The organism is Pedobacter cryoconitis, assembly GCF_014200595.1.
GTDB lineage: Bacteria > Bacteroidota > Bacteroidia > Sphingobacteriales > Sphingobacteriaceae > Pedobacter > Pedobacter cryoconitis_C.
Window position 1 is genome coordinate 1,886,822 of record NZ_JACHCG010000001.1, and the last position, 21,554, is coordinate 1,908,375.

At 39.1% G+C, this 21,554-nt stretch carries 17 protein-coding genes; 14 read left to right on the forward strand and 3 right to left on the reverse strand.

Features of this window, described 5'->3' with window-relative positions; genetic code table 11:
• Positions 1-37: 37 nt before the first annotated feature.
• The 10 genes from HDE70_RS07805 to HDE70_RS07850 all read left to right on the forward strand — a co-directional run bounded on the left by HDE70_RS07805 (position 38) and on the right by HDE70_RS07850 (position 13,111).
• The gene (locus tag HDE70_RS07805; protein WP_183889196.1) at positions 38-1,195 is read left to right on the forward strand and encodes a zinc-dependent alcohol dehydrogenase; all 1,158 of its coding nucleotides are present in this window, start codon (positions 38-40) and stop codon (positions 1,193-1,195) included.
• Between the two features lie 276 nt (positions 1,196-1,471).
• Complete coding sequence (locus tag HDE70_RS07810; protein ID WP_183889198.1) at positions 1,472-3,016, forward strand: hypothetical protein; 1,545 nt, start codon at positions 1,472-1,474, stop codon at positions 3,014-3,016.
• Positions 3,017-3,039: 23 nt separating this feature from the next.
• Complete coding sequence (locus tag HDE70_RS07815; protein ID WP_183869582.1) at positions 3,040-3,378, forward strand: hypothetical protein; 339 nt, start codon at positions 3,040-3,042, stop codon at positions 3,376-3,378.
• 18 nt (positions 3,379-3,396) lie between these two features.
• Complete coding sequence (locus tag HDE70_RS07820; RefSeq protein WP_183889200.1) at positions 3,397-5,040, forward strand: hypothetical protein; 1,644 nt, start codon at positions 3,397-3,399, stop codon at positions 5,038-5,040.
• Positions 5,041-5,046: 6 nt separating this feature from the next.
• The gene (locus HDE70_RS07825) at positions 5,047-8,955 is read left to right on the forward strand and encodes a hypothetical protein (protein ID WP_183889202.1); all 3,909 of its coding nucleotides are present in this window, start codon (positions 5,047-5,049) and stop codon (positions 8,953-8,955) included.
• A 5-nt stretch (positions 8,956-8,960) separates the two neighbouring features.
• Complete coding sequence (locus HDE70_RS07830) at positions 8,961-10,262, forward strand: hypothetical protein (RefSeq protein ID WP_183889204.1); 1,302 nt, start codon at positions 8,961-8,963, stop codon at positions 10,260-10,262.
• A gap of 29 nt (positions 10,263-10,291) precedes the next feature.
• On the forward strand, positions 10,292-10,858 hold the full coding sequence (locus HDE70_RS07835) for a TerD family protein (RefSeq protein WP_183869586.1): 567 nt from the start codon (positions 10,292-10,294) through the stop codon (positions 10,856-10,858).
• Between the two features lie 10 nt (positions 10,859-10,868).
• Positions 10,869-11,522, forward strand: coding sequence for a TerD family protein (locus tag HDE70_RS07840; protein WP_183869587.1), 654 nt, complete (start codon positions 10,869-10,871; stop codon positions 11,520-11,522).
• Positions 11,523-11,536: 14 nt separating this feature from the next.
• On the forward strand, positions 11,537-12,280 hold the full coding sequence (locus HDE70_RS07845) for an OmpA family protein (RefSeq protein ID WP_183889206.1): 744 nt from the start codon (positions 11,537-11,539) through the stop codon (positions 12,278-12,280).
• 21 nt (positions 12,281-12,301) lie between these two features.
• Positions 12,302-13,111, forward strand: a complete 810-nt coding sequence (locus HDE70_RS07850) for a TerC family protein (RefSeq protein WP_183889208.1) — start codon at positions 12,302-12,304, stop codon at positions 13,109-13,111.
• A 39-nt stretch (positions 13,112-13,150) separates the two neighbouring features.
• On the opposite strand, the gene HDE70_RS07855 is transcribed toward HDE70_RS07850, so the two are convergent.
• Together HDE70_RS07855 and HDE70_RS07860 are read right to left on the reverse strand one after the other, a co-directional pair.
• Positions 13,151-14,716, reverse strand: coding sequence for a Dyp-type peroxidase (locus HDE70_RS07855; RefSeq protein ID WP_183889210.1), 1,566 nt, complete (start codon positions 14,714-14,716; stop codon positions 13,151-13,153).
• Complete coding sequence (locus tag HDE70_RS07860; protein WP_183889212.1) at positions 14,716-15,879, reverse strand: hypothetical protein; 1,164 nt, start codon at positions 15,877-15,879, stop codon at positions 14,716-14,718. Before HDE70_RS07860 ends, HDE70_RS07855 begins: the two co-directional genes overlap by 1 nt.
• Positions 15,880-16,058: 179 nt before the next feature.
• Between HDE70_RS07860 and HDE70_RS07865 the strand changes: the two genes are divergently transcribed.
• The 4 genes from HDE70_RS07865 to HDE70_RS07880 all read left to right on the forward strand — a co-directional run bounded on the left by HDE70_RS07865 (position 16,059) and on the right by HDE70_RS07880 (position 19,863).
• Positions 16,059-17,828, forward strand: a complete 1,770-nt coding sequence (locus tag HDE70_RS07865) for an ATP-binding protein (protein WP_183889214.1) — start codon at positions 16,059-16,061, stop codon at positions 17,826-17,828.
• 100 nt (positions 17,829-17,928) lie between these two features.
• On the forward strand, positions 17,929-18,420 hold the full coding sequence (msrA, locus tag HDE70_RS07870; RefSeq protein WP_183889216.1) for a peptide-methionine (S)-S-oxide reductase MsrA: 492 nt from the start codon (positions 17,929-17,931) through the stop codon (positions 18,418-18,420).
• A gap of 10 nt (positions 18,421-18,430) precedes the next feature.
• Positions 18,431-19,165 (forward strand): SDR family NAD(P)-dependent oxidoreductase, encoded by a 735-nt coding sequence (locus tag HDE70_RS07875; RefSeq protein WP_183889218.1) that lies wholly within the window; start codon positions 18,431-18,433, stop codon positions 19,163-19,165.
• A gap of 155 nt (positions 19,166-19,320) precedes the next feature.
• A complete protein-coding gene (locus tag HDE70_RS07880; protein WP_183889220.1) occupies positions 19,321-19,863 on the forward strand; it encodes a GrpB family protein in 543 nt (180 codons plus the stop codon).
• Between the two features lie 18 nt (positions 19,864-19,881).
• Here HDE70_RS07880 and HDE70_RS07885 read toward each other — a convergent pair whose 3' ends face one another.
• A complete protein-coding gene (locus HDE70_RS07885) occupies positions 19,882-21,435 on the reverse strand; it encodes an MFS transporter (protein ID WP_183889222.1) in 1,554 nt (517 codons plus the stop codon).
• Positions 21,436-21,554 lie beyond the last annotated feature (119 nt).

The following is a 21,554-nucleotide window of genomic DNA, read 5'->3' on the forward strand; positions in this document are numbered from 1 at the left end:
CGTGTTGCCATCCTATTCGAAAACTAAAATCATTCTTATGAAAGCAGCAGTATTTCACAAACCAGGTGACATCAGTTATACAACTGTAGCCGATCCGCGGATTGAACTTGCCACAGATATCATCCTGAAAGTTACTTCTACAGCCATTTGCGGCTCTGACCTTCACATTTTAAGCGGAGCCGTTCCACAAACTACCGACATGGTGATGGGCCATGAATTTATGGGCATTGTGGAAGAAGTAGGGGCCGAGGTAAAGAACCTGAAAAAAGGTGACCGTGTAATTGTTCCCTTTCCCATTGCCTGTGGACATTGCTTTTTCTGTAACCATGGCGCATCACCAAGTTGTGAGAATTCCAATTACAAACATTATGGGCCAAATGGTGATATGATGGATCAAAAAGGAGCAGCGTTATTTGGTTATACCGATTTGTATGGTGGTTATTCTGGTGGACAAGCAGAATACGTACGTGTTCCTTATGGCGATGTTAGTCCAAGGATTATCCCCGATAATATAACAGATGAACAAGCACTTTTTTTGACTGATATTTTTCCAACCGGATGGTCTGGTGTAGATTGGGCACAGCTTAAAGGTGGTGAGGTGGTTGCTATTTTCGGATCTGGCCCGGTAGGTTTGATGTCGCAGAAAGCAGCCTGGTTACATGGTGCCAGCCGGGTAATTGCCATCGATCCTTTAGATTATCGTCTTGATAAAGCAAAGGCTGTGAATAACGTGGACATTTTGAATCCGCATAAAGTTGATGTAGTCGCAGCCATCCGTGAAATGACTCAGGGCAGGGGCGCCGATGTTTGTATAGACGCGGTTGGTTTTGAGCCTGAACGTACATTTATGGATAAGGTAAAGGCAACGATAAACTTTGAAAAAGGTAGCATTAAAGTGCTTGAAATGTGCTTTGAAGCCGTACGCAGGAGTGGAACAGTTTCTATCCTTGGTGTTTATGGAAGCCCATATGACAATTTTCCACTGTTCCGGATCTTTGATAAAGGACTAACGATTAAACAAGGTCAGGCGCCAGTACTTAACCATATTGATAAATTAATAGAACTGGTGAAAGAAGAGAAGGTTGTGCTTGATGATATTATTACCCACACCTTACCACTGAGTGAAGCCGCCCACGGTTATAAAATCTTTGATGAAAAGCAGGAAGACTGTGTAAAAGTAGTCTTAAAACCATAGGTTTTACACTTGTAATACTAAATTGGAACAGTAGAAATGTCTCAATTTAGTATTACATATTATAGCTTCCGGAATTAGTAACGCCTATCCCATACCCATATTTCTCCCTGTGTAATAACCAATTATCTGTTTATAAGGCAGTTAATGATTGTTGATTAATTGATCTGCTTACGGTTTCCCGTAAGAAAAACACTTTTGACCTCGATACTTTTGAAGAGTTGAACAATAACATAAAGTGATTGATCTAATTAATAACAGTTATTAAAATTATAAATTATGAAAATAGGTAAGACCCTGGGTTTTGTCAGGATTACAGGAGTATTCGGGCTATTAATAATAGCAGCTGCTTGCAATAATAAAAAGCCCGCTATACCGGCCGATCCATTTGAGGACGGAAAATTCAACCCATACGATCAGGAATTAGGCAAACGGATTGAAGCCTATAACAATACTGTCGCTCCAAACAATGCCAATTCAAAAAGTGGCAATCCGGCTTTATACATAGATTTTTCTTCTGGGATCAATAAAGCCTTTGCAGATCCGGGTATTAAAGAAATGATGACTAACTGTTTCAATACAGTTCTGGCTCAAAAATTTGATGTTTACAAATTGGGCTCCAATAAAATAACCCCTTTAAATATTACCAATACAACGCAATTAGGGCAGCAGGTAAGTGACCCTGCTCAATATGCAGATATCTGGGCTCCGATCCAGTCTGCCGTTGAAAAAATAGTTGATGGAGATAATGACGCACTACTGATTACTGACTTTGAAGAATGGCAAAAGAACAGTGAAGTCACGAACACTGCTTTCCTGAAAATACCTTTCTCTAAATGGCTTGAAAAAGGAAATACTATTCATTTCTTTATTGCTGATTATAAAGAAGGTCCAGTTGCTAAACACCTTTACTTCACCATCTTTAATTGTGGCAATCCAAATGAATCCAGTATGATTTCCAAACTTGAATCTAAACTGGGGGCATTAACCACAAGATTTGACTTGTCAAATAAATCGTATAAACTGCGCACAGCCTATCCTGTTGAGAAATCCGGTGGAATTTTTTACGATACCAGCGGTAAATCTGATAACGCTAAAAATGTACTGGATTTAAAAGATAACTATATCAATGGGCTTAAAAATGGAAATCACTTTGAATTTTATCCTTTAGGCGTAGACTGGAAAACAATAGCGCAGCTTCATACCACATACGCTGCTCAGAACCAATTCAATGACTTCTTCAGAAAACTATACATTGATCTAAGCAATGATGACAGCTATACATTTGGAGATTTTGATGTAAAAGTTTCAGCGATCAAGGCTGATTTTGAGAACTTCTCTAAAGCTGCTGAAGTTAAGAAGCATAAGCCAAAATTAGCAAAAGGGAGTGATGGTCAGGACAAGTTTGCTGATAGTGAAAATGATGTCTTTGCATTGGCATGTTATCATACTGATGGAAAGTTAAAAGAACAGTGGCTTTACAAGCCTGAACCGGTAATCCCTGTGAATGAGGTTTTTATATTAAATAAACTCCTGTTTGAAAATACCAGAAAACAAGACCATAAGAATGTTGAATTTGGAGTTTCTTTCCATCCCGGATTCAATCTGAAAAATATTCAGGACCCAAATGGAATTGTCAAAGTCGATATCGTTTTAAATACTGCTGTCCCTAATCTTGCCAACTTAAAACTCTCAAAATTTCAATGGGTCAATGCAAAACATGTACCTAATATAGCCTTGTACGAATCCATAAAAAACACCCTGCAAGAACTTAAGCCAGTAAATAAGATCATCTACTCTTACTACATCAAAACTCAACAATAATTAACACTAAACGTAATCATCAAATGGAATCTACATCAGCTTACATAATCTCACTCATTACCGCTTTAATTTTTTTGCTGCTAGCAGCTATCATTGCAAATGCCATAAAATTTGAGGGTGGAAGTAACCCTAAAGACCCGCAATCCCGAAAAACCTGGTTCTGGATCCTGGCAATTTTAAATCCTGCATTGGGCTTTTTACTCGGATACTTTGTATTTAAACCAGATGCAAACATGATGGTTTTAAACAATTATGTAAACGCTTTAAGTATAGGAACGGCTATCGGGTTTATTTTATACATCCTTTTAGGCTTTTTATTGAGTAAAATATTTGCTAACGGCAAAATTGGTCACTGGTTTTAATTCCCAAAAAATATTTTAATGGATAAATTATTTGTAATCGCCATCGGCGGTACTGGAATGCGCTGCCTGGAATCTTTTACCCTCTTATGTGGTATCGGAATGTTTGATAACCAGGAAATAGAGGTGTTAACCTTAGACACCGATCAAAATAATGGCAACAAAGACCGCGTAGAAGAACTTATTAACCTCTACAACCGGATTAAAACATCCGATACAAATGTGGGAGGGACGCCTAATGCGAATACATTCTTTTCCGCAAAGCTTAATCTGCACCGGTTCTGGACAAATTATTCAAGCGCTGGCAGGGAGAATTATAAAAACATCACCAGGATTTCAACCGGAACACCTGAACAGCAGAAAGCTAATAAACTGATCTCTGATTTATTTCTTGATACGAGCTCTGTACAGGAATTTGATCTGGCTCATGGCTATCGCGCACAAACACACTTAGGCTCTATGTTAATGTACCATGGAATTGTGGAAGCGGCAAGGAACATCCTGAAAGGAACTACAGTACAATCTCAGGAACGGGAATTGGATTCTTTTATGGGGAAACTTGAAAAAAGCGGTGCTTCGGCCAGGGTCTTTATTTTTGGATCTGTATTTGGCGGAACCGGGGCTTCTTCCATCCCTGTGATCCCTAAAGCCCTTCAGGATTTCGTGAAGATTCGTTCCAATGGAAATTCAAGTATAGATTTCGCTAAAGCAAAGTTTGGTTCTACTTTACTTACCGAATATTTCACCTTCAATAAACCAGATGATAAACAGAAATCAACTAAAGCGAATAGTGTAATTGCAGATTCATCTTTCTTTCCATTAAATAGCCAGGCTGCATTACAATTTTATCAGAGTGATCCTACTGTACAAAAGTGCTATAAACTATTATATCATATTGGCTGGCCAATAGAAAGTAAAAAGATAGATGAAAATAATACACCGGATCAAACGACAACCGGAGGAAGTGAGCAAAGAAATCCATGTCATATCACAGAATTACTATGTGCCTGTGCAGCTTATGACTTCTTTACCCGTACCCGTGGATTTGATAGTGCAAAAGCAGATTACTTATATAAAGCTGTAGAGTTTAAAGACAACTCTTTCAACTTTTCATTTGACGATTTTGTCGGTAAGGAAAATAAAGCAGGTGAGGTCTTTGTCAATAAATTAGGTGCATTCTTTTCTTTAGCCCATATATCTTTAAGTAAAAACGGGGCTGCTTTTGATGATTCTGGTATTAAAGGATTTATTAAACAATGTGAAAACCAGAAACTAAATCAGTACAGCGCTATTACTGATGCAGAATGCAAAGATATCAATGAATACTTCAAGCTTTTCGCCTATACTTTTAAGGATGCGAGGTTTATCCCTGGCTGGCTTTATCAGATTAGAAATTCAGTAGCTCCAGGCAGATTTTTATTCGATAGCAAAGCATTTCCAGACAATCAAACAGAGCTGAAAAGATTAGATGTAGGAGCGATGTTTCTTGACGAAAAACACCATTGGTCAAAAGGGGGGATCTTCGGAAACCGGTATGATACATTTGTTGAAAAACTAATCAATACCAATCCGAAAGAAGAGCAGAAAGTAAACACCACCAAAGAAAAATTTCTTGCTCACATTTTTAATGCACTTACTATTTCACAAAACTTCGATATAAACTAAAGGAACATGTCAGACAAAAGAATAAAAGCACTGGCGATTAAAGTTCATGCTAAAACTGAACCAAATGGCGTTGAATTTGCCTGGGACAAAATCCCTCAATTAGAAGTTTTTACTAAAAATATTCTAATACCAGAGATAGCTGTCGATAAAGATGGAAATTCATCTGTTAACATTGGAACTATTGTTTCTGGTATACCTTCAGTATTTGCAAGGGCTAACTTGTTTAAAAGTGCACTTGATAATATCCAGGACAAGGAAGCAGAAGCCTCTGGATTAATGTTGTTTTACAAATCTTTACTTAGTGAATGGAAAGGCTTGATCAGCTGTATTGCATTAAACTATAAAGATATTGAGGTTAATAGAATCCATTTAGCATATACTGATGGACATCAGTTGATTAACACGGCAAATATTTATGAGCCTGCAGGTGCATTTGGAAATATGCTGTTTGAACGGCAACCCTTATGGTGTGATCAGTCTTTAGCAAACAACGCAGATAAAATACCATTTATTGATGTGATTTCCTTTAAAGGAAATGTAGTTGGGGGCACTTCACCTGACAGCTTTTTATTTACTTCTGTCGCTTACAATCTTAAAGACAAACTACCTTTCGTAAACGTACAGAATGGTAAGTTTATAGACCCTTTAAAATCAGAACTAAACCCACAGGAACTATTTACGCTTTATGGTTACGCTAAACATATTCTCCATCATATTGAAAACTTCAGATTAAATTATGCTGACTTAGCCGAATTAATCAGACCAGAATACGGTAATATGTCAATTTGCCTTCAGGCATGGATTGATGAAATGATTGTTTATCAGCAAAAGAAAGGATATCCAAAATTAGCGCATCAGGCACCACCAGAAGTAGGAAATCTTTTTAATTATCCTTTCAGTATTCTGTTTAACTATTCTACAGAATTATTTGGCTCAGAAGGGATTATATATAATGAATCGGGAGAAGGGAGAATAATTTTTGATCCTAAAGACTTACTCTTGCCGGATACCACAGAAATTGCTCAAATTGATTTTGGCAAAGAAGGGATAGAAACCAGGAATTACCTCAGGTCTAAGCCCATACTTTTACTCGCTGCTGAAACCAGGGGACAGCCGGACAATTATGCTTATTTTACTTTACCGCTAACCCCATTAGCCTTAAATGTCTTTGGCGCCACACTGGATGCATTGGTAGGTATAGCAGAAACCTCAAATGTAAAATCAAGGCTCACTGCTATTTATGATCCGAATGATAAGAATGGCGAAAGGCTGACTGTCAACCTGAAATTATATACAGAAACCGGTGATGAAATTATTAAAGAGGTAATCTATAAAATAACATCAGAATCTATCAGAGGGAAGGACATTTTAATGTGGCCTAACTTTATTTCTAAACAATGGAACAGGTATTTCCTTTATTCGGAAATTCCACATAATGACGCTCAGTTTCAGGCTACGCCATTTATCGGTAATGTAGATGATGACTTTTTCAGAATAGTACTGGATGAAAAAGGGATCCCCCTATATCTGGCCAATAATGGCAGAGCAGCTATAATTCCTGAAAAATATGGAGCCATTAAAGCTCAGCTCCATGTGACCTCAAATAATGCTGTAGCAGATAACAAGTACAAATATGAAATTTATGAAAGCAATAAGCCTTTCAAGGGAGTGAAATTTGCGCACGCAGGCATTGATTGCGGTTTTGGGATCATCCGGTATGATGGATCCGGCAATACACAATCTTTACCTGTGAATATGCTTAATTCTCCGAGAACTTTATCTCCTGCGTTTTTGGGTGTTGACTTTGGAAGTACAAATTCCTCTATCGCTTATTTCTCTGATCAGAGAAATGAAGTCTGTGAAAGTTTAAAATTGACTAACAAGAGAGTTTCCCTGTTAGCAACTGATGCCAAGAACAATGATAAACGTCATGCTTTAGAAGATGAGATTTTCTTTTTCCAAAACGATGAAATTCTCACCAATTCTATTAAATCAGTGCTAACCATTCATGATTCCAGAAGGATTATCAATGACACCAATATGTTGAATGACTCCTTGATGGCACAGGCAGTTAAAGGTGGCTTTCCTTGCTTTGAAAGAAATCTTCCCATTGAAAATGCAGAAGATAACCGTTATATTCTAAGTTACAACAGAGTAGGAAGAGCGGAGTTGGTTTATAATATGAAATGGTCTGCTCAGCCAATAGATAAGAGTTATAAGACTGCTTATTTAAGCTCATTGTTATTGCATGTTTATGCGCAATTGTTCATTGAAGGTCATGAACCTCATACTTTAAAATGGTCATATCCATCTTCAATGGGTAAAGAGTTGTTAAGTGAATATAGAGGAATCTGGGATTCACTTAAAGAGATCTCACCGATTGTGGGTCATGTAAAATTAAAAACTTATCCTCCGTCAGACCTTTCAGATATTGGGGATACTACAGGCGGCAGCGTGTGGGACAGCCCGGCTGCTGGTTCAAGTTGGAGCAATAGTACAACTGAATCTCCAATAGCAGCTTCAGGCTGGGGCACAGCAGAAACCAGTAGCAATGGCTGGGGGAGTGAGCCTAAAGTTCCGGCAAACGGTGGGGGCTGGGGAAACGAGACTTCAACGAAAGTCAGTTCAGTTAACATCGCAACTGAAACCAAACCTGTACGATTTGATTTCAGAAAATTAAGCAATGAAGAATCACTTTCAGAAGCTTGTGCTGTAGCGAACTATTTAGTGCGGCCAAATGGAGGCTATTCCATTAATCCCGGAGAGCTGGTCCTTTGTTTTGACATTGGCGGTAGTACAACTGATATTACAGCCTTATGCCAGATGGATGGTGGAAAGGCGATGATTAAGCAAAACTCTATCCGTTTTGCGGCAGAAAGAGTTGCGCAGGCGACTAAATTTTCCCCAAACTTTAAAAATGTCCTGTTAAGAATGTGTGAAAGGAAGAACATTTCCATCCAGGGATTAAATAATGGGATCAATAAGTTTTCTGAAAATACAGCCCCTTATTATTTTGAACAGGTTGTAGATCGGCTGGAAGCATCAGATTTTGAAACTTTTTATCTTTTAATAGCCGCAGAGTGTAAAGAGATGATGAGTATTAATCTCTATGTTACTGGATTAATCATGTTCTATGCTGGTCAGCTGGCTTATAAATTAAGGACTGAAATTGTTAAATCGGAGGATGCCCCAACAGCTGTTAAGGCTATCCCTCCTAAAATTAAGATTGCTTTTGCAGGAAAAGGATCAAGAATATTTGACTGGTTTACCGCAGTAAATCCAACAGCAGCTGACGATTATTATACACAAATGTTTATCAGGGGTATGGGTGGAGAAGCCATAGCCAGACAAACAATTACCCCGATCAGTACCAATCCATTAAGAATAATTGATATTAATTCGCAGCGGGGAACCAACAACGCCGATGTTAAATATGAGGTGTCAAAAGGTTTGGCTATCCCCACCAATATCACAAGCATTTTAGTGCCAACCAATAAACAAGCTATCGAGATACTTGGAGAAGATAATTTCTGTGTAGTTACCCCGGCTGGTGAGTTCAAATACCTGGAATCGACTAATTCAGTTACCCCGGAAATGCTGGAACATATAGGGAACCATTTTATCTGTCTGCCTCAGGAAGGAAAATTACTTTGCCCGAGATTTATGGACTTTGCCGATTTATTTTATAGAGTTTCTTCTACCATGTTTGGTTTAAAAATGAATTCCGCAGATTTTATGGCAGGCTTCCAGGATATGAATATTGAAAATTATATCAAAGGAGAACCCGGTTTTATTAAAGCACAGAAGCGGAAACATGAAGATCAGAAAGAGTTTGACTATGTAGCCCCGATTATCATTTTAGAAGGGATGAAATTCTTTGAAAAACACCTGCTTAAAGGCATCCAAAAACAATAGGGTCAATGAAATTCTGTGTATTAGCAAAAGTATCCAAACGCTCAGTTTCTTTCTGGTATCAATCGGACGGGAATGCATATGCGCCATTGAGTATAAAGGAATCAAATGAAATTCCTTTATACTTTTATGTGAGTGGCAATGATTTTATTTTTGGAGGTGCTGCAAGAGAGCGGTTTAACAGGCATGATCCTAATGCCTATGGGAACTATTTTGAAATTATAAAAGATCCAAGCAAACATTTTATTATTTACGGCAATAAAAAACCTGTTAAACAGCTGTTTTATTACGGCGTTGAGCAATGCCTGTCTCATTTTCTGAATACAGTTTTATATAAAGTTGACTCGATTGAATCTTACAGGCAGCATTTTCCACTTCGGTTTTTATTTGATACAGATATAGAGGATAAGGAGAAGTCACTGATCGAGAACTTATTTCAGGAAGCTGGTTACTTTAACTTAGACCGTATTCATTTCAACAAAATACTATTCGGCGTATTAGTTCAAAAAGAAATCCTGGTTAAAGAAAAAGCTATTCTATTGCTAAGCGCTATTGATGATGTGCTGTATTTGAAACTTTATAAAAACGCAAATGCGGAAGAAATTGGTTCATTTAAGCTGGAGGGGCAGGGAGCAGACCCCAGAGTGAAGATTCTGGCCAATATGATTGTTGAATATATTATCAGTCAGAACCCTTATTTATCAATTGATAAAGATATTGAGACCGCTTTTTTACTCCCTTTTTGTGTAAGTCTGCTGGAAAACCCTGATGCTATTATTAAAGGGGATGCTGAGTTAGCTGATGGCAATAAATATTGGTTTAAAGTTAACGAGAGAAATCTTACGGACAGGCTTCAATATTATTCTAATGATAGTATGATCTATACAGCGATAGATGATCTTTTGAAGTCAAGCGGTTTAACTGTACAGGATGTTGTAATTCTATTAGGTACAGAAGCAATCAGTACTTCTTATTTCTCCGGTAAATTGCTTAAGCGATATCATTACGTGAAAGAGGTTACGTCTGCTGCTATCAAGGATACGATGAAATCTGTTTTTGAGGAAGTTTCCAGTTCAAATTATACTGTTAAATCAAAAGCACCACCTGTTCTGGTCAGACCACGACTGCCAGCAGCTGTTCCAATAGAAGCAACGGCACCAAAATTACCACCTCCATTGCCACCCAAAAAAGAGAAGAATAGTTCACAACCGCAAATAAATATCCCCAGGTTACCTGAGGTAAAACCTGTAATTCAGGTAAAAGTTAACCCAGTAAAGCTTCCACCACTTCCACCTAAAAAAGGAACATAAAGGGAAATTAACAATTAATAAATTATAAAATGGCTATACAACTAGAAAAAAGAAAACCAATATCGATTGTCAAAGAAAAACCAGGACTAACGCACATTGTAGCAGGTTTAGGCTGGGATCCTGCCACTGTAAACGGGCATAGTGTAGATCTTGACCTATCATTATTTATGTTAGGCGAAAATGGTAAACTCGTCGCAGATGAATACTTCATCTTTTATAACAATGCGACAAGTCCAGATGGTTCTACCAATTATCCGGGGGATAGCAGGGGTGGTGAAGGCGATGGAGATGACGAGGTCATCCATATTGATCTGACTAAAATAAACCCACAAGTTGAATTTTTATATTTTGCAGTTACCATTGATCAAAGTGAGCTCAGAGGACACAATTTCGGTCACGTGCAAAACTCTTACATCAATATCAGAAATGCTGCTGACAATTCAATTTTATGTCAGTACCTGTTAAAGGATAATTTCATAAACGAAGATTCCCTGATCATTGCAACTATTTCCAGAAATGGTGGGAATTGGAATGTAGAAGCGCTGGGGCAAGCCTTTTCCGGAGGTTTAAATACACTAATAGATTTATATCAATAAAAAATATACTATGAGCAGTTTTAATTTAAGTAAAGGGGATAGATTTTCCCTTTCCAAGGCAGCGCCTGGACTATCAATTGTGAAAATCGGAATGGGATGGAACCCCAACGATGAGCCGGGCGGGCCAGAATTTGATCTTGATGTGTCTGCATTTTCAATTGGCGGTGATTTTAAAATCCCTTCTGATTCTTATTTCACCTTTTACGGCCAGCTCCGTATGGGCAATAAAATTGAGGACAAAATAGAGAAAGGCTTATTCAGGCCGCTAACTGAGGATGGAGCGATTATCGGGGCTATTGATGATCCGGATGGAACCAGAAGTAACGGTGATGATGATGAAGATATGTTTATTGATTTAACGAAAGTCAGCCACAAGATTGAACAGATTATTATTTGCTGTACGATTTGTAAATATCCTCACGACAACAAAAAAGACCGCAGAACATTGGAACTGAATTTTGGACAAGTAAATGATTGTTATATCCGTATTGCAGATGAAAGTAATGGTAACGAGATTCTTCGCTATGATTTGAAAGATCAGTATACCAATGAAGATGCGCTGGAATTCGGCAGGTTATTCCGTGTTGGTGATAGCTGGGAATTCGAAGCTATGGGCAGAGCGCATACCGGCAGCTTACAAACATTAGTAGACATGTATACCTAATAAAAATAGAAATTATGGCATTTGATTTAAATAAAAATGATGGTTCTGCTCCTGTGGATTCATCTGATAAAGCTAAAGGGGCATCTAAATTTGACCTTTCAAAAAAAGAGACAACAGCAGTTGCCGGAACAGAAAATCCGTCAAAGCCGAAAACGTGGATCATTGGATTAATTGGCGTTTTAATAATTGGCGGTGGGATCTGGTACTATTCGTCTACTGCAAAAAAAGCAGACGCTATTCACCATACATCAACTGAAGTCGTCCCATTAGATCCGGTTGTAGCAGTTGAAGCTGAAACTCAGTCCAAATTACAGCCTGATATCGTGGATACGTCCGTTACAGCTTTGAAAACCAGTCCACCACAGCCAGTTGCTGAAAATGTAGTAAAAGATAAGAATGCAGCCAGTTTAAATCGTAAAATTCCCGTTTCTTTTCGTCAGGGCTCTTTTGCCTTTGCGAGAGTAAACAAAAAGATAATTAAACGTATCATTACTTATTTGTCTGAAAATCCTGCTGCATTAATACATATAAACGGATATGCAAGTAGCGAAGGTTCTTTAACCATTAATCAAACTATCTCTCAGAAAAGAGCTGATGCATTCAAAAAATACCTGGTTTCAAATCATATTGCAGAAAGCAGGATCATCGCAATGGGGAAAGGAATTGAAAATCCAATCGCATCAAATGATAGTAATACTGGCAGAAGAAAGAATAGAAGAGTTGAAATTACGCTTCCATCTAATCAAACTCAAAACTAACCTGTTAAATAATAACGTATAATGGATTTTTTACATACTATTTTAGGTGACGATATCCAGGCAGGACTACTCATCATCCTGAATTTAATTGTTATAGAAAGCTTGCTTTCAGTAGATAACGCGGCAGTTTTGGCAACCATGGTAATGGATCTTCCAAAAAACCAAAGAGATAAAGCATTAAAATATGGTATTATTGGTGCCTATGTATTTCGTGGTATTTGTTTACTGCTGGCTGCATGGCTGGTTACGATCTGGTGGTTAAAGCCTCTGGGCGGACTTTATCTTTTATACCTGGCGTTTGATTACTTCAGAAAAAAGAATGCTGAAAAAGAAGAGGAAGAAGTAGATAAAAGTAAAAGCTGGATCTATAAATCTACAGTCGGTTTAGTTGGGGCATTCTGGGCAACTGTTGCATTAGTAGAGGTAATGGATCTGGCGTTTTCTATAGATAACGTTTTTGCAGCAGTTGCATTTACCGACCATATCTGGCTTATTTATATTGGCGTTTTTATTGGGATCCTTGCAATGCGTTTTGTAGCACAGGCATTTGTGAAGCTAATGGAGAAGTTTAGTTTCCTGGAAACGGTTGCATTTATTGTAATTGGGGTATTGGGGGTTAAACTTACTTCTTCTTTGTTTACTCATTTTTATCCGGGATCACCAATCTCTCATCTGATAGAAAGTGAAAAGACAGATTTACTGATCTCGATCTTCACCGTAGCTATATTTATTATTCCTGTAATTACTTCAATCCTGTTTAATTATCCGAAGAAGAATAGCATAGGAGCAACTGTTGCTGAGCAAGCAGCAGAGGTGTTGGACAAAGCATAATCCCTGTCAATTCGGGGAACACAGTTCCCCGAATCCGTATCAGCTAATCAATCCCCTCACAGTAGAAACCGACGGACAAAAGAAATAGCCCCCTCCAGTCGGAATAACAAAGGTTTTTTCAGCCGTTATTTCTTTAGTTTGCCTGTTATCGTCCATAAACTTGCACCATTTAACTCCATTTTCATCTTCCTCACCATTTTGCCCAACCAGGATATCATATCCCATAGCCGTAGGCCTGCCTGGCTCATTCATCCATTTTTGTGTCAATCTCTCAAACTGCCGCTCAATAGAAGTTTGATAAGACAAGAATAAAAGGCCTCTTTCAGTCTCATTTACAGGGTTCTCCGGATTATCAAAATCGTAAGGTTTGCCAAAAGGAATACCTCTCCGGATAATTCTGAATGTAGCACTGTCTGTTTCTTTTCCCAGGTCTGTAGGTAAATCCCTTGGGTTAACTTTACGGATATGCGCAAATGCCGGACATTTCATTCCTGGCTGATCCGCTTTTACACTGGCAACTTGTTTTCCGTCACGCAGCCGGAAAACAGGGGTATCCGCGTTGAAATTAAAATTATTGTAATTCTCAGGAGCTACCTCTTGTTCTCCTAATATAACAGGCTTTCCATCTTTAAATCTTCCAACCAGCTTAGCCAGAAAAGTTTCATAATCCTCTCCCTGAAAATCTGGTGTATTGATCAGTTGCTGAAACATCGTTTTAGAATACGTATTGAAAGTAGCGACATCCTGCTTCAACCTTCTGAAAACAAGAAACGATCCATTTTTCAAAAAATCACTCTTTTCATTCTCGCTGGCTGGTTCCGGTTCTCTATAATTATCCGGAGATTGTTTAGCGTAACCAAATACAAACTGACCCGGCCAGATCAGCATTTTTCCTGGTGCAGCAAACTCCGGAGCAGATGGATTTTCATTTCCCTCCGCCACTAACCTGTCTATGAGTAAAGTTTTTCTTTCCTTATCTACAAAACCACGAACAGAAGGCTGTGAAATCCCATCCTTAAATCCAAAATGTTCTCTATCCTCATCCAGTCTTCCTCCATTTTCTTCATAAATCACAGTTAAAGCAAACTCCGTAAGCTTTGCTTTAAGTTCTTCCACTCTTTTCAGTAATGTGGTTTCGTTATCTGAAGCAGCAATCAAAAAAATATCTGCTCCATTCTGCTCATTTCCTAGCTTCCAGTTTTTTTTATTGCCTTCATTTGTAGTATCAGATGGATCTCCCAATAAAGATGATCTCGCTGCCAGCCCTAACTTGTAAGCTAAATCTACTTCCTCCGCATCCATTTTAAATTTCCCTAACAGCTTCTTTCCAAAGCCAATATTGATCCAGAACAGATTCTGCTCAATGGTCAGCGTAAAGCTCTCTTTACCGCGGATTCCGGCTTGTTTTGCGCGGGCAACTCTATCTTCCTTGTAAGTCAGGGCCTCACGCATTGTCGTTATCTTAGGTAACAGGTAATTAAGGAAACCATTTAAATCACTTTGTGCATTTACCTGGCATCCTGCGAAATACTGAAAAGGCATTCGAAAACCTGGAATTATATTTCCCTGGATTTCATCTATCTCTAAAATAGGTTCCGCTATCATTATTCAAAATCATATTTAATCATCCTGGCACCTGGCTGAGCACTGATATTACCTGACTGGATGGTTGCACTAATCAGGGCGAAGTCCTTAAGCTTACTTAAAGCCGGTTTTTTATCACAATAATTACCACATTCTTCTGTCTGAGGTAAAGTATTCTCCAACTTTAACGCTTTGCCATAAATTACCATCTCAATCATTTCTGCCAGCTGCGCACCATATCTTAGTGGCTCCCCGCCAACCTTAATATCTTCCAAACCGAAATTTGCACCAGCGGGCAGTGAAAACTCAGCTCTCAAAATCATCCCTTTAGTTTTATCACCTCTGGTTACCTTCCAGAAATCTTTAACCTGATAACCATCCGGCACTTCTATTCCTGCTGATTTCAACTTGCTTATATACAGTCCAATCGGATCGTTCAGCGTGACCGAAAGACCTTGTCTGACTAAAGCATTAACAGCAGCACCTATAGACGGATCACTAAACCTTTCTTCGGCTCCAAAACCAGAACAGCAAATCAGGTCATGCGTATCAGTTACCGGATCGGCAGTGCCATTTTTTCTCAATACTACTGCGCCCGCGGCCAGGTTGATTTCAGCGCCCAACGTATTGTTAGGCTGTATCAAGTGCATAATACCAAGCGTTGTATTCCATTTATTGTAAGGATTATATTTGCCCGCGTTTGTAAATAAATCGGCTTTCTGAACCGCTGTGCTCACATATTTCTGATATAAGGAGAGCAGAATGTCTTCATCCTGATCTGCTATGAACTGCCAGTACTCAGGCCCTTCGCAAGTGAAAACTACCTTAGTTAACTTGCCATCCTTTCTAAAGCTTAACCATTCCAGATACTCATCCTGATACCGGAATTTTTTTCCCTGGAAAGTATATAACTTCTCCGAAGCTTCCCACCGCTGTTGTGTTTGTTCAGCATTGGGATATTCCAAAAGCCAATGTCTTGGAAAACCTTCCCATGTTATCGGGAGAACATCAGCGTTATCCGCTTCAGGATGCTGCAATTCATTAAAGAAAAACTGAGCGTATGGCGCAGGTAAATTACTTCTTTCCTTCTCTATCCATGCGGCAATAAGATCTCCCCATTTATCTTTAAGGTCTGCTGGCAGATCATCAGCAAATCCAGGTGTGTTAAATTGTTGAAGTGGCATTTTGAAAAATTTAGTGAGTACTAAAGGTATTTCTGAACGTGATCATGTACAATAGCAATAAATAGCTATTGTACATGATCACGTTGATGACGAAAGACTTTCTTATTTAATTTTAGTTTGGAACTAAACAAAAAACAAGGAATTGGGTTATATGAACTATTAAAATTCCCTTTTTGTACATGAGCGACGTCCAACTACTAGATAAAAATCAATTAATTGAGGTTTTGAGTCAGACCAAAACTGCAACTGCCATTCATATAGGAGAAGATGCGCTGATCCAGATGGCTAATCAGGCTATGTTAACAATTTGGGATAAAGATCAGTCAGTTATCGGGAAGACTTTAGAAGATGCACTTCCGGAACTTAAGGGTCAGCCTTTTGCTCAAATGTTCAAAAAAGTATGGCTGGAAGGAATAACCATTTCAGGAGTGGAGACAGCTGCCGATCTTAAAGTAGACGGAGAAATGAAAACCTTTTATTTTGATTTCGAATACCGGGCAATAAAAAATGAATTCAATCAGACTATTTGTATCCTCCATACTGCAATTGATGTTACCGATAGAGTGACTAACCGCCAGCTGATGGAGGAATATTACAGCAAGGAGCTGGCACTAGAACGGGAACAGGCACTTAACGAAGAACTTGCGGCATCTAATGAAGAGCTCAATGCCGTAAACGAGGAACTCTCTCAAAGTCAGGAGGAACTGTTGGCCTTGAATGAAAGTTTAGAGAGAAGGGTGGAAGCCAGGGTAAAAGAACTCTCTGCCAGTGAAGCCCGGTATCGCAGAATTTCGGACGAACTCGCAGCAATTAATGAAGAACTGACCGCCTCAAATGAAGAACTGGCCTTAGCACATGAACAATTAAAGGAAACTTTCGATGAGTTGGAAGATAAGGAAATCGCCTTAAGGTTAGCTATTGAGGCTGCAAATTTTGGTACCTGGCATATACACTCTGAAAGCAGGGCATTTATAACCTCAGTACGCCTCAGGGAACTATTTGGGTATGATGCAACTCATGAAATTACTATTGAAGAGGCGCTCGGACAGATTACAGAAGAATACCGGCCATATGTTACAGAAAAACTGGAAAATGCACTTGCTGGTAATGGAGATTATGATGTTTCTTATCCTGTTATTGGATTTAATGATAAAAAAATCCGCTGGCTTAGAGCAATAGGTAACCTGAAGGCAGATAAGTCTGGAGAATTTTCTTCTTTCACCGGGGTTGTGATGGATATTTCTGTAATTAAAAAGGATGAGCAGCGTAAAAATGATTTTATTGCAATGGTCAGCCACGAATTAAAAACACCACTTACTTCACTCAACGGATATATTCAGGTACTTCAGCGTAAGGCTATTGTTTTTCAGGACAAATTTGTAAACAGTTCACTGGAAATGGCCGCCAAACAGGTTAAAAAGATGACCGGTATGGTCAATGGATTTCTAAATGTTTCCAGGTTGGAATCGGGAAAAATTGTGCTTAACCTGAGCCATTTTTCTTTGACAGATTTGATTGATGTGGTGGTAGAAGAAAGCAGGTTGATGGAGACAAGTCATATTATAAATTTTCAAAGTTGTGAGCATACACCTGTATATGCTGATTATGATAAGATTGGTAATGTAATAGTCAATCTTTTGAGTAATGCAGTTAAATATGCACCTACGGTTAAAAATATAGAAGTTACCTGTACAGTCATTAATCAAATGGTGCAGGTAGGCGTGAGAGATCATGGTATAGGTATTGGCGTTAAAGATATTAATAAGCTTTTTGACCGCTATTACCGGGTAGAAAGTAATAGCCAGGTTTCTGGTTTTGGAATCGGACTTTATCTGAGTGCTGAGATTATCGCCCGGCACAATGGCACAATCTGGGTAGAAAGTGAATTTGGTAAAGGCGCTACCTTTTATTTTAATCTGCCATTATACCAAGAAGAGATAAAAATGTAATTTAATAATCAAATAAACGGTTTAAAATAATTGTGGCTTGATTATACTTGCCTTTTACACAGCTGTGCTGTACCTTTATTAAACTAAAAGGAAAAATCATATGAATACTGAAAAAGCCATTCTTGCAGGCGGTTGTTTCTGGGGAGTGGAAGAGCTTATCCGTCATTACCCGGGTGTTATTTCAACAGTCGTAGGTTATACCGGAGGAGATGTACCCAACGCAACTTACCGTAACCATGGAACACACGCCGAAGGCATAGAGATCGTATTTGATCCATCAAAATTATCATATCGCGGATTACTTGAATATTTTTTCCAGATTCATGATCCGACAACACGCAACAGACAAGGTAACGACATCGGAACCTCTTATCGTTCTGCTATTTTTTATACAGATGACACGCAGCGCGAAACGGCGAATACTTTAATTGCAGAAATGGATGCCTCAGGAGTATGGCCGGGGAAAGTTATAACAGAGGTTGTCCAGGCGGCTGATTTCTGGAATGCAGAAGAGGAACATCAGGATTATTTGCAAAAACAGCCATACGGTTATACCTGTCACTTTGAAAGACCGGACTGGAAATTGAGTTAACATTTTATTAATGGCCAGAATATTTATTACCGGTTCAGCTGATGGACTTGGACAATTAGCAGCAAAACAACTGGTGGCACAGGGTCACCGGGTTGTACTGCATGCACGTAATGCAGAGCGGGCTAAATTAGCAATGGATAATGTACCTGGTGCTGATAACGCGCTCGTTGCTGATTTATCCAATATTGAAGAAACAAAAAAGCTGGCTGCCGAAGTTAGTGCTATAGGACAATTTGATGTCATTATTCATAATGCAGGTGTTTATCAGGTAGCGGCCAATTTGACTTTTGCTGTAAATACGCTGGCACCCTATATCCTGACAGCTTTAATCCATAAGCCAAAACGCATTATTTATCTCAGTTCTGAATTGCATATGGGGGGTAATCCTGATCTGATTAATTTGGACTATAAGATTGACCGGACAAGTTATTCAGACTCTAAAATGCAGGTCTTAATGCTTTGCAAAGCCGTTGCGCGTAAATGGCCTGAAGTTTTTTCCAATGCTGTTGATCCGGGCTGGGTCCCTACAAAAATGGGCGGGCAAGGAGCACCTGACAACCTGGAAGAAGGTTTTCAGACGCAGATATGGCTTGCTGTCAGCGATGATCAGCAGGCCCGGGTAAGTGGCCGTTATTTTCATCACCTGAAAGAAGCGAAGTATTTAGCTGCAACTGATGATATTCATCTTCAGGAGAAATTACTTGCAATTTGTGAACAGCTCAGCGGTATCCCTTTTCTTAAATAACTTTTATATCCTCTTTTAACAGGACATTTTATATACAGTTCAGCTGAGTAAGTGAACAGTTCAAGCGAATTTTTGGTTGCCTGGGCTATTTAATTCCTAAGTACAGCCACCTGCTCAGTAAATTTGGTACAACACCACCTGTTAAAAAAGAAGGGATGAAAATTAAAGTTGAACAATACAATCCGTTGTGGAAAGAATCATTTAATCAAATTAAAGTTGAATTAAGTGAAGTCATGGCTTCACTTAACCCACAGATAGAACATATTGGTGGTACAGCTGTAGAAGGTTTATCTGCTAAATCTATTATAGATATTCTGATCGGTGTAGACGATATTGATGAGCTGAACATAATTCCGGCTTTGCTCATGGATAAAGGTTACGTCTATTATGAAAACTATAACGAAGATATGCCGTATCGCAGATTTTTCGTCAACTTAACAAGTTCCCCGCTGCGTTCAGCTCACATTCATGTCTTACAATTGAACTCCGTACACTGGATACGCCACATTGCTTTTCGTGATTACCTTCGTACTTATCCCGGCATCAAAACTGAATATCAACTGCTGAAAGAAAAATTGAGTCAGCAGGAATGGAAGGACGGTAACGATTATAATGAAGGGAAAAACTCATTCCTGAAAAATGAAGAGCGGAAAGCTATCAAATGGTATAAATCCATAGTCAGGATGCAACCGATTTAAGATAGTACAGACAATAGTTTATATCCGGTCGGCTTTCAGCCTTTTGTTTGTCTTTTTGATAAAAACCACTGCCATTAACGCAGCTAAAAAACCAAGTCCGGCAGAGATTTTCATAATCTTCCCATAAGCATCAATAAAACCAGCATGATACGCTGCCAATACTTTCTTTTCCTGAATTGCAGTTAATCCTTCCGGTACCTTTGCATTCCCAAGATTTGAGGTTTGGGCAATTATCGCCTGTTTTTGCTGCGGACTAAAAGGTAACTCTTTAATCTCGTTTTGCAAAGCTGCGGAAAATAGCAAGACTGCCATGGAGCCCAAAACCGCATTTGCGAAAACACCGGCAATTCTTGATATCGCATTGTTAATACCTGAGGCTGTACCTGTAAAATGATCACTTACTGAGCCCATTACTGCTGCGGTAAGCGGGGCAACGGTCAAAGACATCCCAAAACCGAAAACAAGAATACCGGGCAAAAAGGTATTCCAGTAAGCTGAGGGGCCATTTGTCTGTTTGATAAAAGACAACAATAACAAACCCAGGCCAGCTAAAAACGGGCCTGCGATCAAAAATAACCCCGGCCCATATTTATCAGCCAGGCTACCGGCAAAACGTGCATTGACCACCATGAAAATAGTAAAAGGAAGAAAAGTAAGGCCAGATTCCAGTTGCGTATAACCCTGTACCTGTACCATATTTAATGAAATAAATAACATTCCTGCGCCAAGTCCTGCATAAAGGAAAAAAGTAAGCAGATTTGTTCCGGTGAAAATAGAATTACTGAATAAACTCAGCGGCATCATTGGATGGCTGCTTTTACGCTCGATTATAATAAAGGCGAACAACAACAAAATTCCTGCACTAATAGCACCATATCCCTGAATATGGCTAAAACCAACGGCTGGTAAACGCAGAAAACCAAAAGTGAGCAAAGCCAGTCCAAATGCAATAGCAATTGCTCCATAAAAATCCACTTTTTGTGTATTCTGCTCATCTTTGATCTCTTTTACTTTTGTCGCTAAAAAGAAAAGCACAATAACTCCGATAGGCACATTGATAAAAAAGATATAACGCCACAAACCCGCATCTGCCAGTGCCCCGCCAAGCGCAGGGCCACCCATAGTCACTAAAGTAGTAGCCGCAGACCAGGTTCCAATGGCCTTTCCCCGTTCTTTTTCATCAATAGCAGAAGAAATAAGTGATAAACTTCCGGGGATCATTAATGCGCCACCAATACCTTGTATCACCCTGAAAATAATCAGCATAGTGGCCGTGGAAGAAAACCCGCAGGCCGTAGAACCCAGGATGAAAATAAAGATCCCAATCATAAAGACCTTTTTCCTGCCCAGCCTGTCACCCAGCGTACCACCGATCAAAATCAGAGAAGCCAGCAGGAGTAAATAAGCATTTAATACCCAGAAAAGATCAGGCCCTGAAGCCTTCAAATGCTGTTGTAATGAAGGCAGGACCACGTTAAGTGCAGTGGCGTCGATAAAGGCCATTGCTGAAGCCATTATAGTACAAGCCATAACCCATTTGCCCTGGATACTTCGGAATGGTACTGTTGCCATAAATTTTGTCATTAATCAGCTCTTCTGCTGATGAGCAGTATTTAATAAAAATAGACAAAATCATTCGGATAAGAAAAAGCATCCGTACAACATTCCCGGCATCGTTTGCGCAGATTTAA

Excerpts from the sequence above, each read along its gene's own strand:
- HDE70_RS07860 (WP_183889212.1), bottom strand. The coding sequence starts at position 15,879 with ATGCCACTTCAACAATTTAACACACCTGGATTTGCTGATGATCTGCCA.
- HDE70_RS07840 (WP_183869587.1), top strand. The coding sequence starts at position 10,869 with ATGAGCAGTTTTAATTTAAGTAAAGGGGATAGATTTTCCCTTTCCAAG.
- HDE70_RS07835 (WP_183869586.1), top strand. The coding sequence starts at position 10,292 with ATGGCTATACAACTAGAAAAAAGAAAACCAATATCGATTGTCAAAGAA.
- HDE70_RS07865 (WP_183889214.1), top strand. The coding sequence starts at position 16,059 with ATGAGCGACGTCCAACTACTAGATAAAAATCAATTAATTGAGGTTTTG.
- HDE70_RS07855 (WP_183889210.1), bottom strand. The coding sequence starts at position 14,716 with ATGATAGCGGAACCTATTTTAGAGATAGATGAAATCCAGGGAAATATA.
- HDE70_RS07880 (WP_183889220.1), top strand. The coding sequence starts at position 19,321 with ATGAAAATTAAAGTTGAACAATACAATCCGTTGTGGAAAGAATCATTT.
- HDE70_RS07805 (WP_183889196.1), top strand. The coding sequence starts at position 38 with ATGAAAGCAGCAGTATTTCACAAACCAGGTGACATCAGTTATACAACT.
- HDE70_RS07850 (WP_183889208.1), top strand. The coding sequence starts at position 12,302 with ATGGATTTTTTACATACTATTTTAGGTGACGATATCCAGGCAGGACTA.
- HDE70_RS07820 (WP_183889200.1), top strand. The coding sequence starts at position 3,397 with ATGGATAAATTATTTGTAATCGCCATCGGCGGTACTGGAATGCGCTGC.
- HDE70_RS07815 (WP_183869582.1), top strand. The coding sequence starts at position 3,040 with ATGGAATCTACATCAGCTTACATAATCTCACTCATTACCGCTTTAATT.
- HDE70_RS07830 (WP_183889204.1), top strand. The coding sequence starts at position 8,961 with ATGAAATTCTGTGTATTAGCAAAAGTATCCAAACGCTCAGTTTCTTTC.
- HDE70_RS07825 (WP_183889202.1), top strand. The coding sequence starts at position 5,047 with ATGTCAGACAAAAGAATAAAAGCACTGGCGATTAAAGTTCATGCTAAA.
- HDE70_RS07845 (WP_183889206.1), top strand. The coding sequence starts at position 11,537 with ATGGCATTTGATTTAAATAAAAATGATGGTTCTGCTCCTGTGGATTCA.
- HDE70_RS07875 (WP_183889218.1), top strand. The coding sequence starts at position 18,431 with ATGGCCAGAATATTTATTACCGGTTCAGCTGATGGACTTGGACAATTA.
- msrA (WP_183889216.1), top strand. The coding sequence starts at position 17,929 with ATGAATACTGAAAAAGCCATTCTTGCAGGCGGTTGTTTCTGGGGAGTG.
- HDE70_RS07885 (WP_183889222.1), bottom strand. The coding sequence starts at position 21,435 with ATGGCAACAGTACCATTCCGAAGTATCCAGGGCAAATGGGTTATGGCT.
- HDE70_RS07810 (WP_183889198.1), top strand. The coding sequence starts at position 1,472 with ATGAAAATAGGTAAGACCCTGGGTTTTGTCAGGATTACAGGAGTATTC.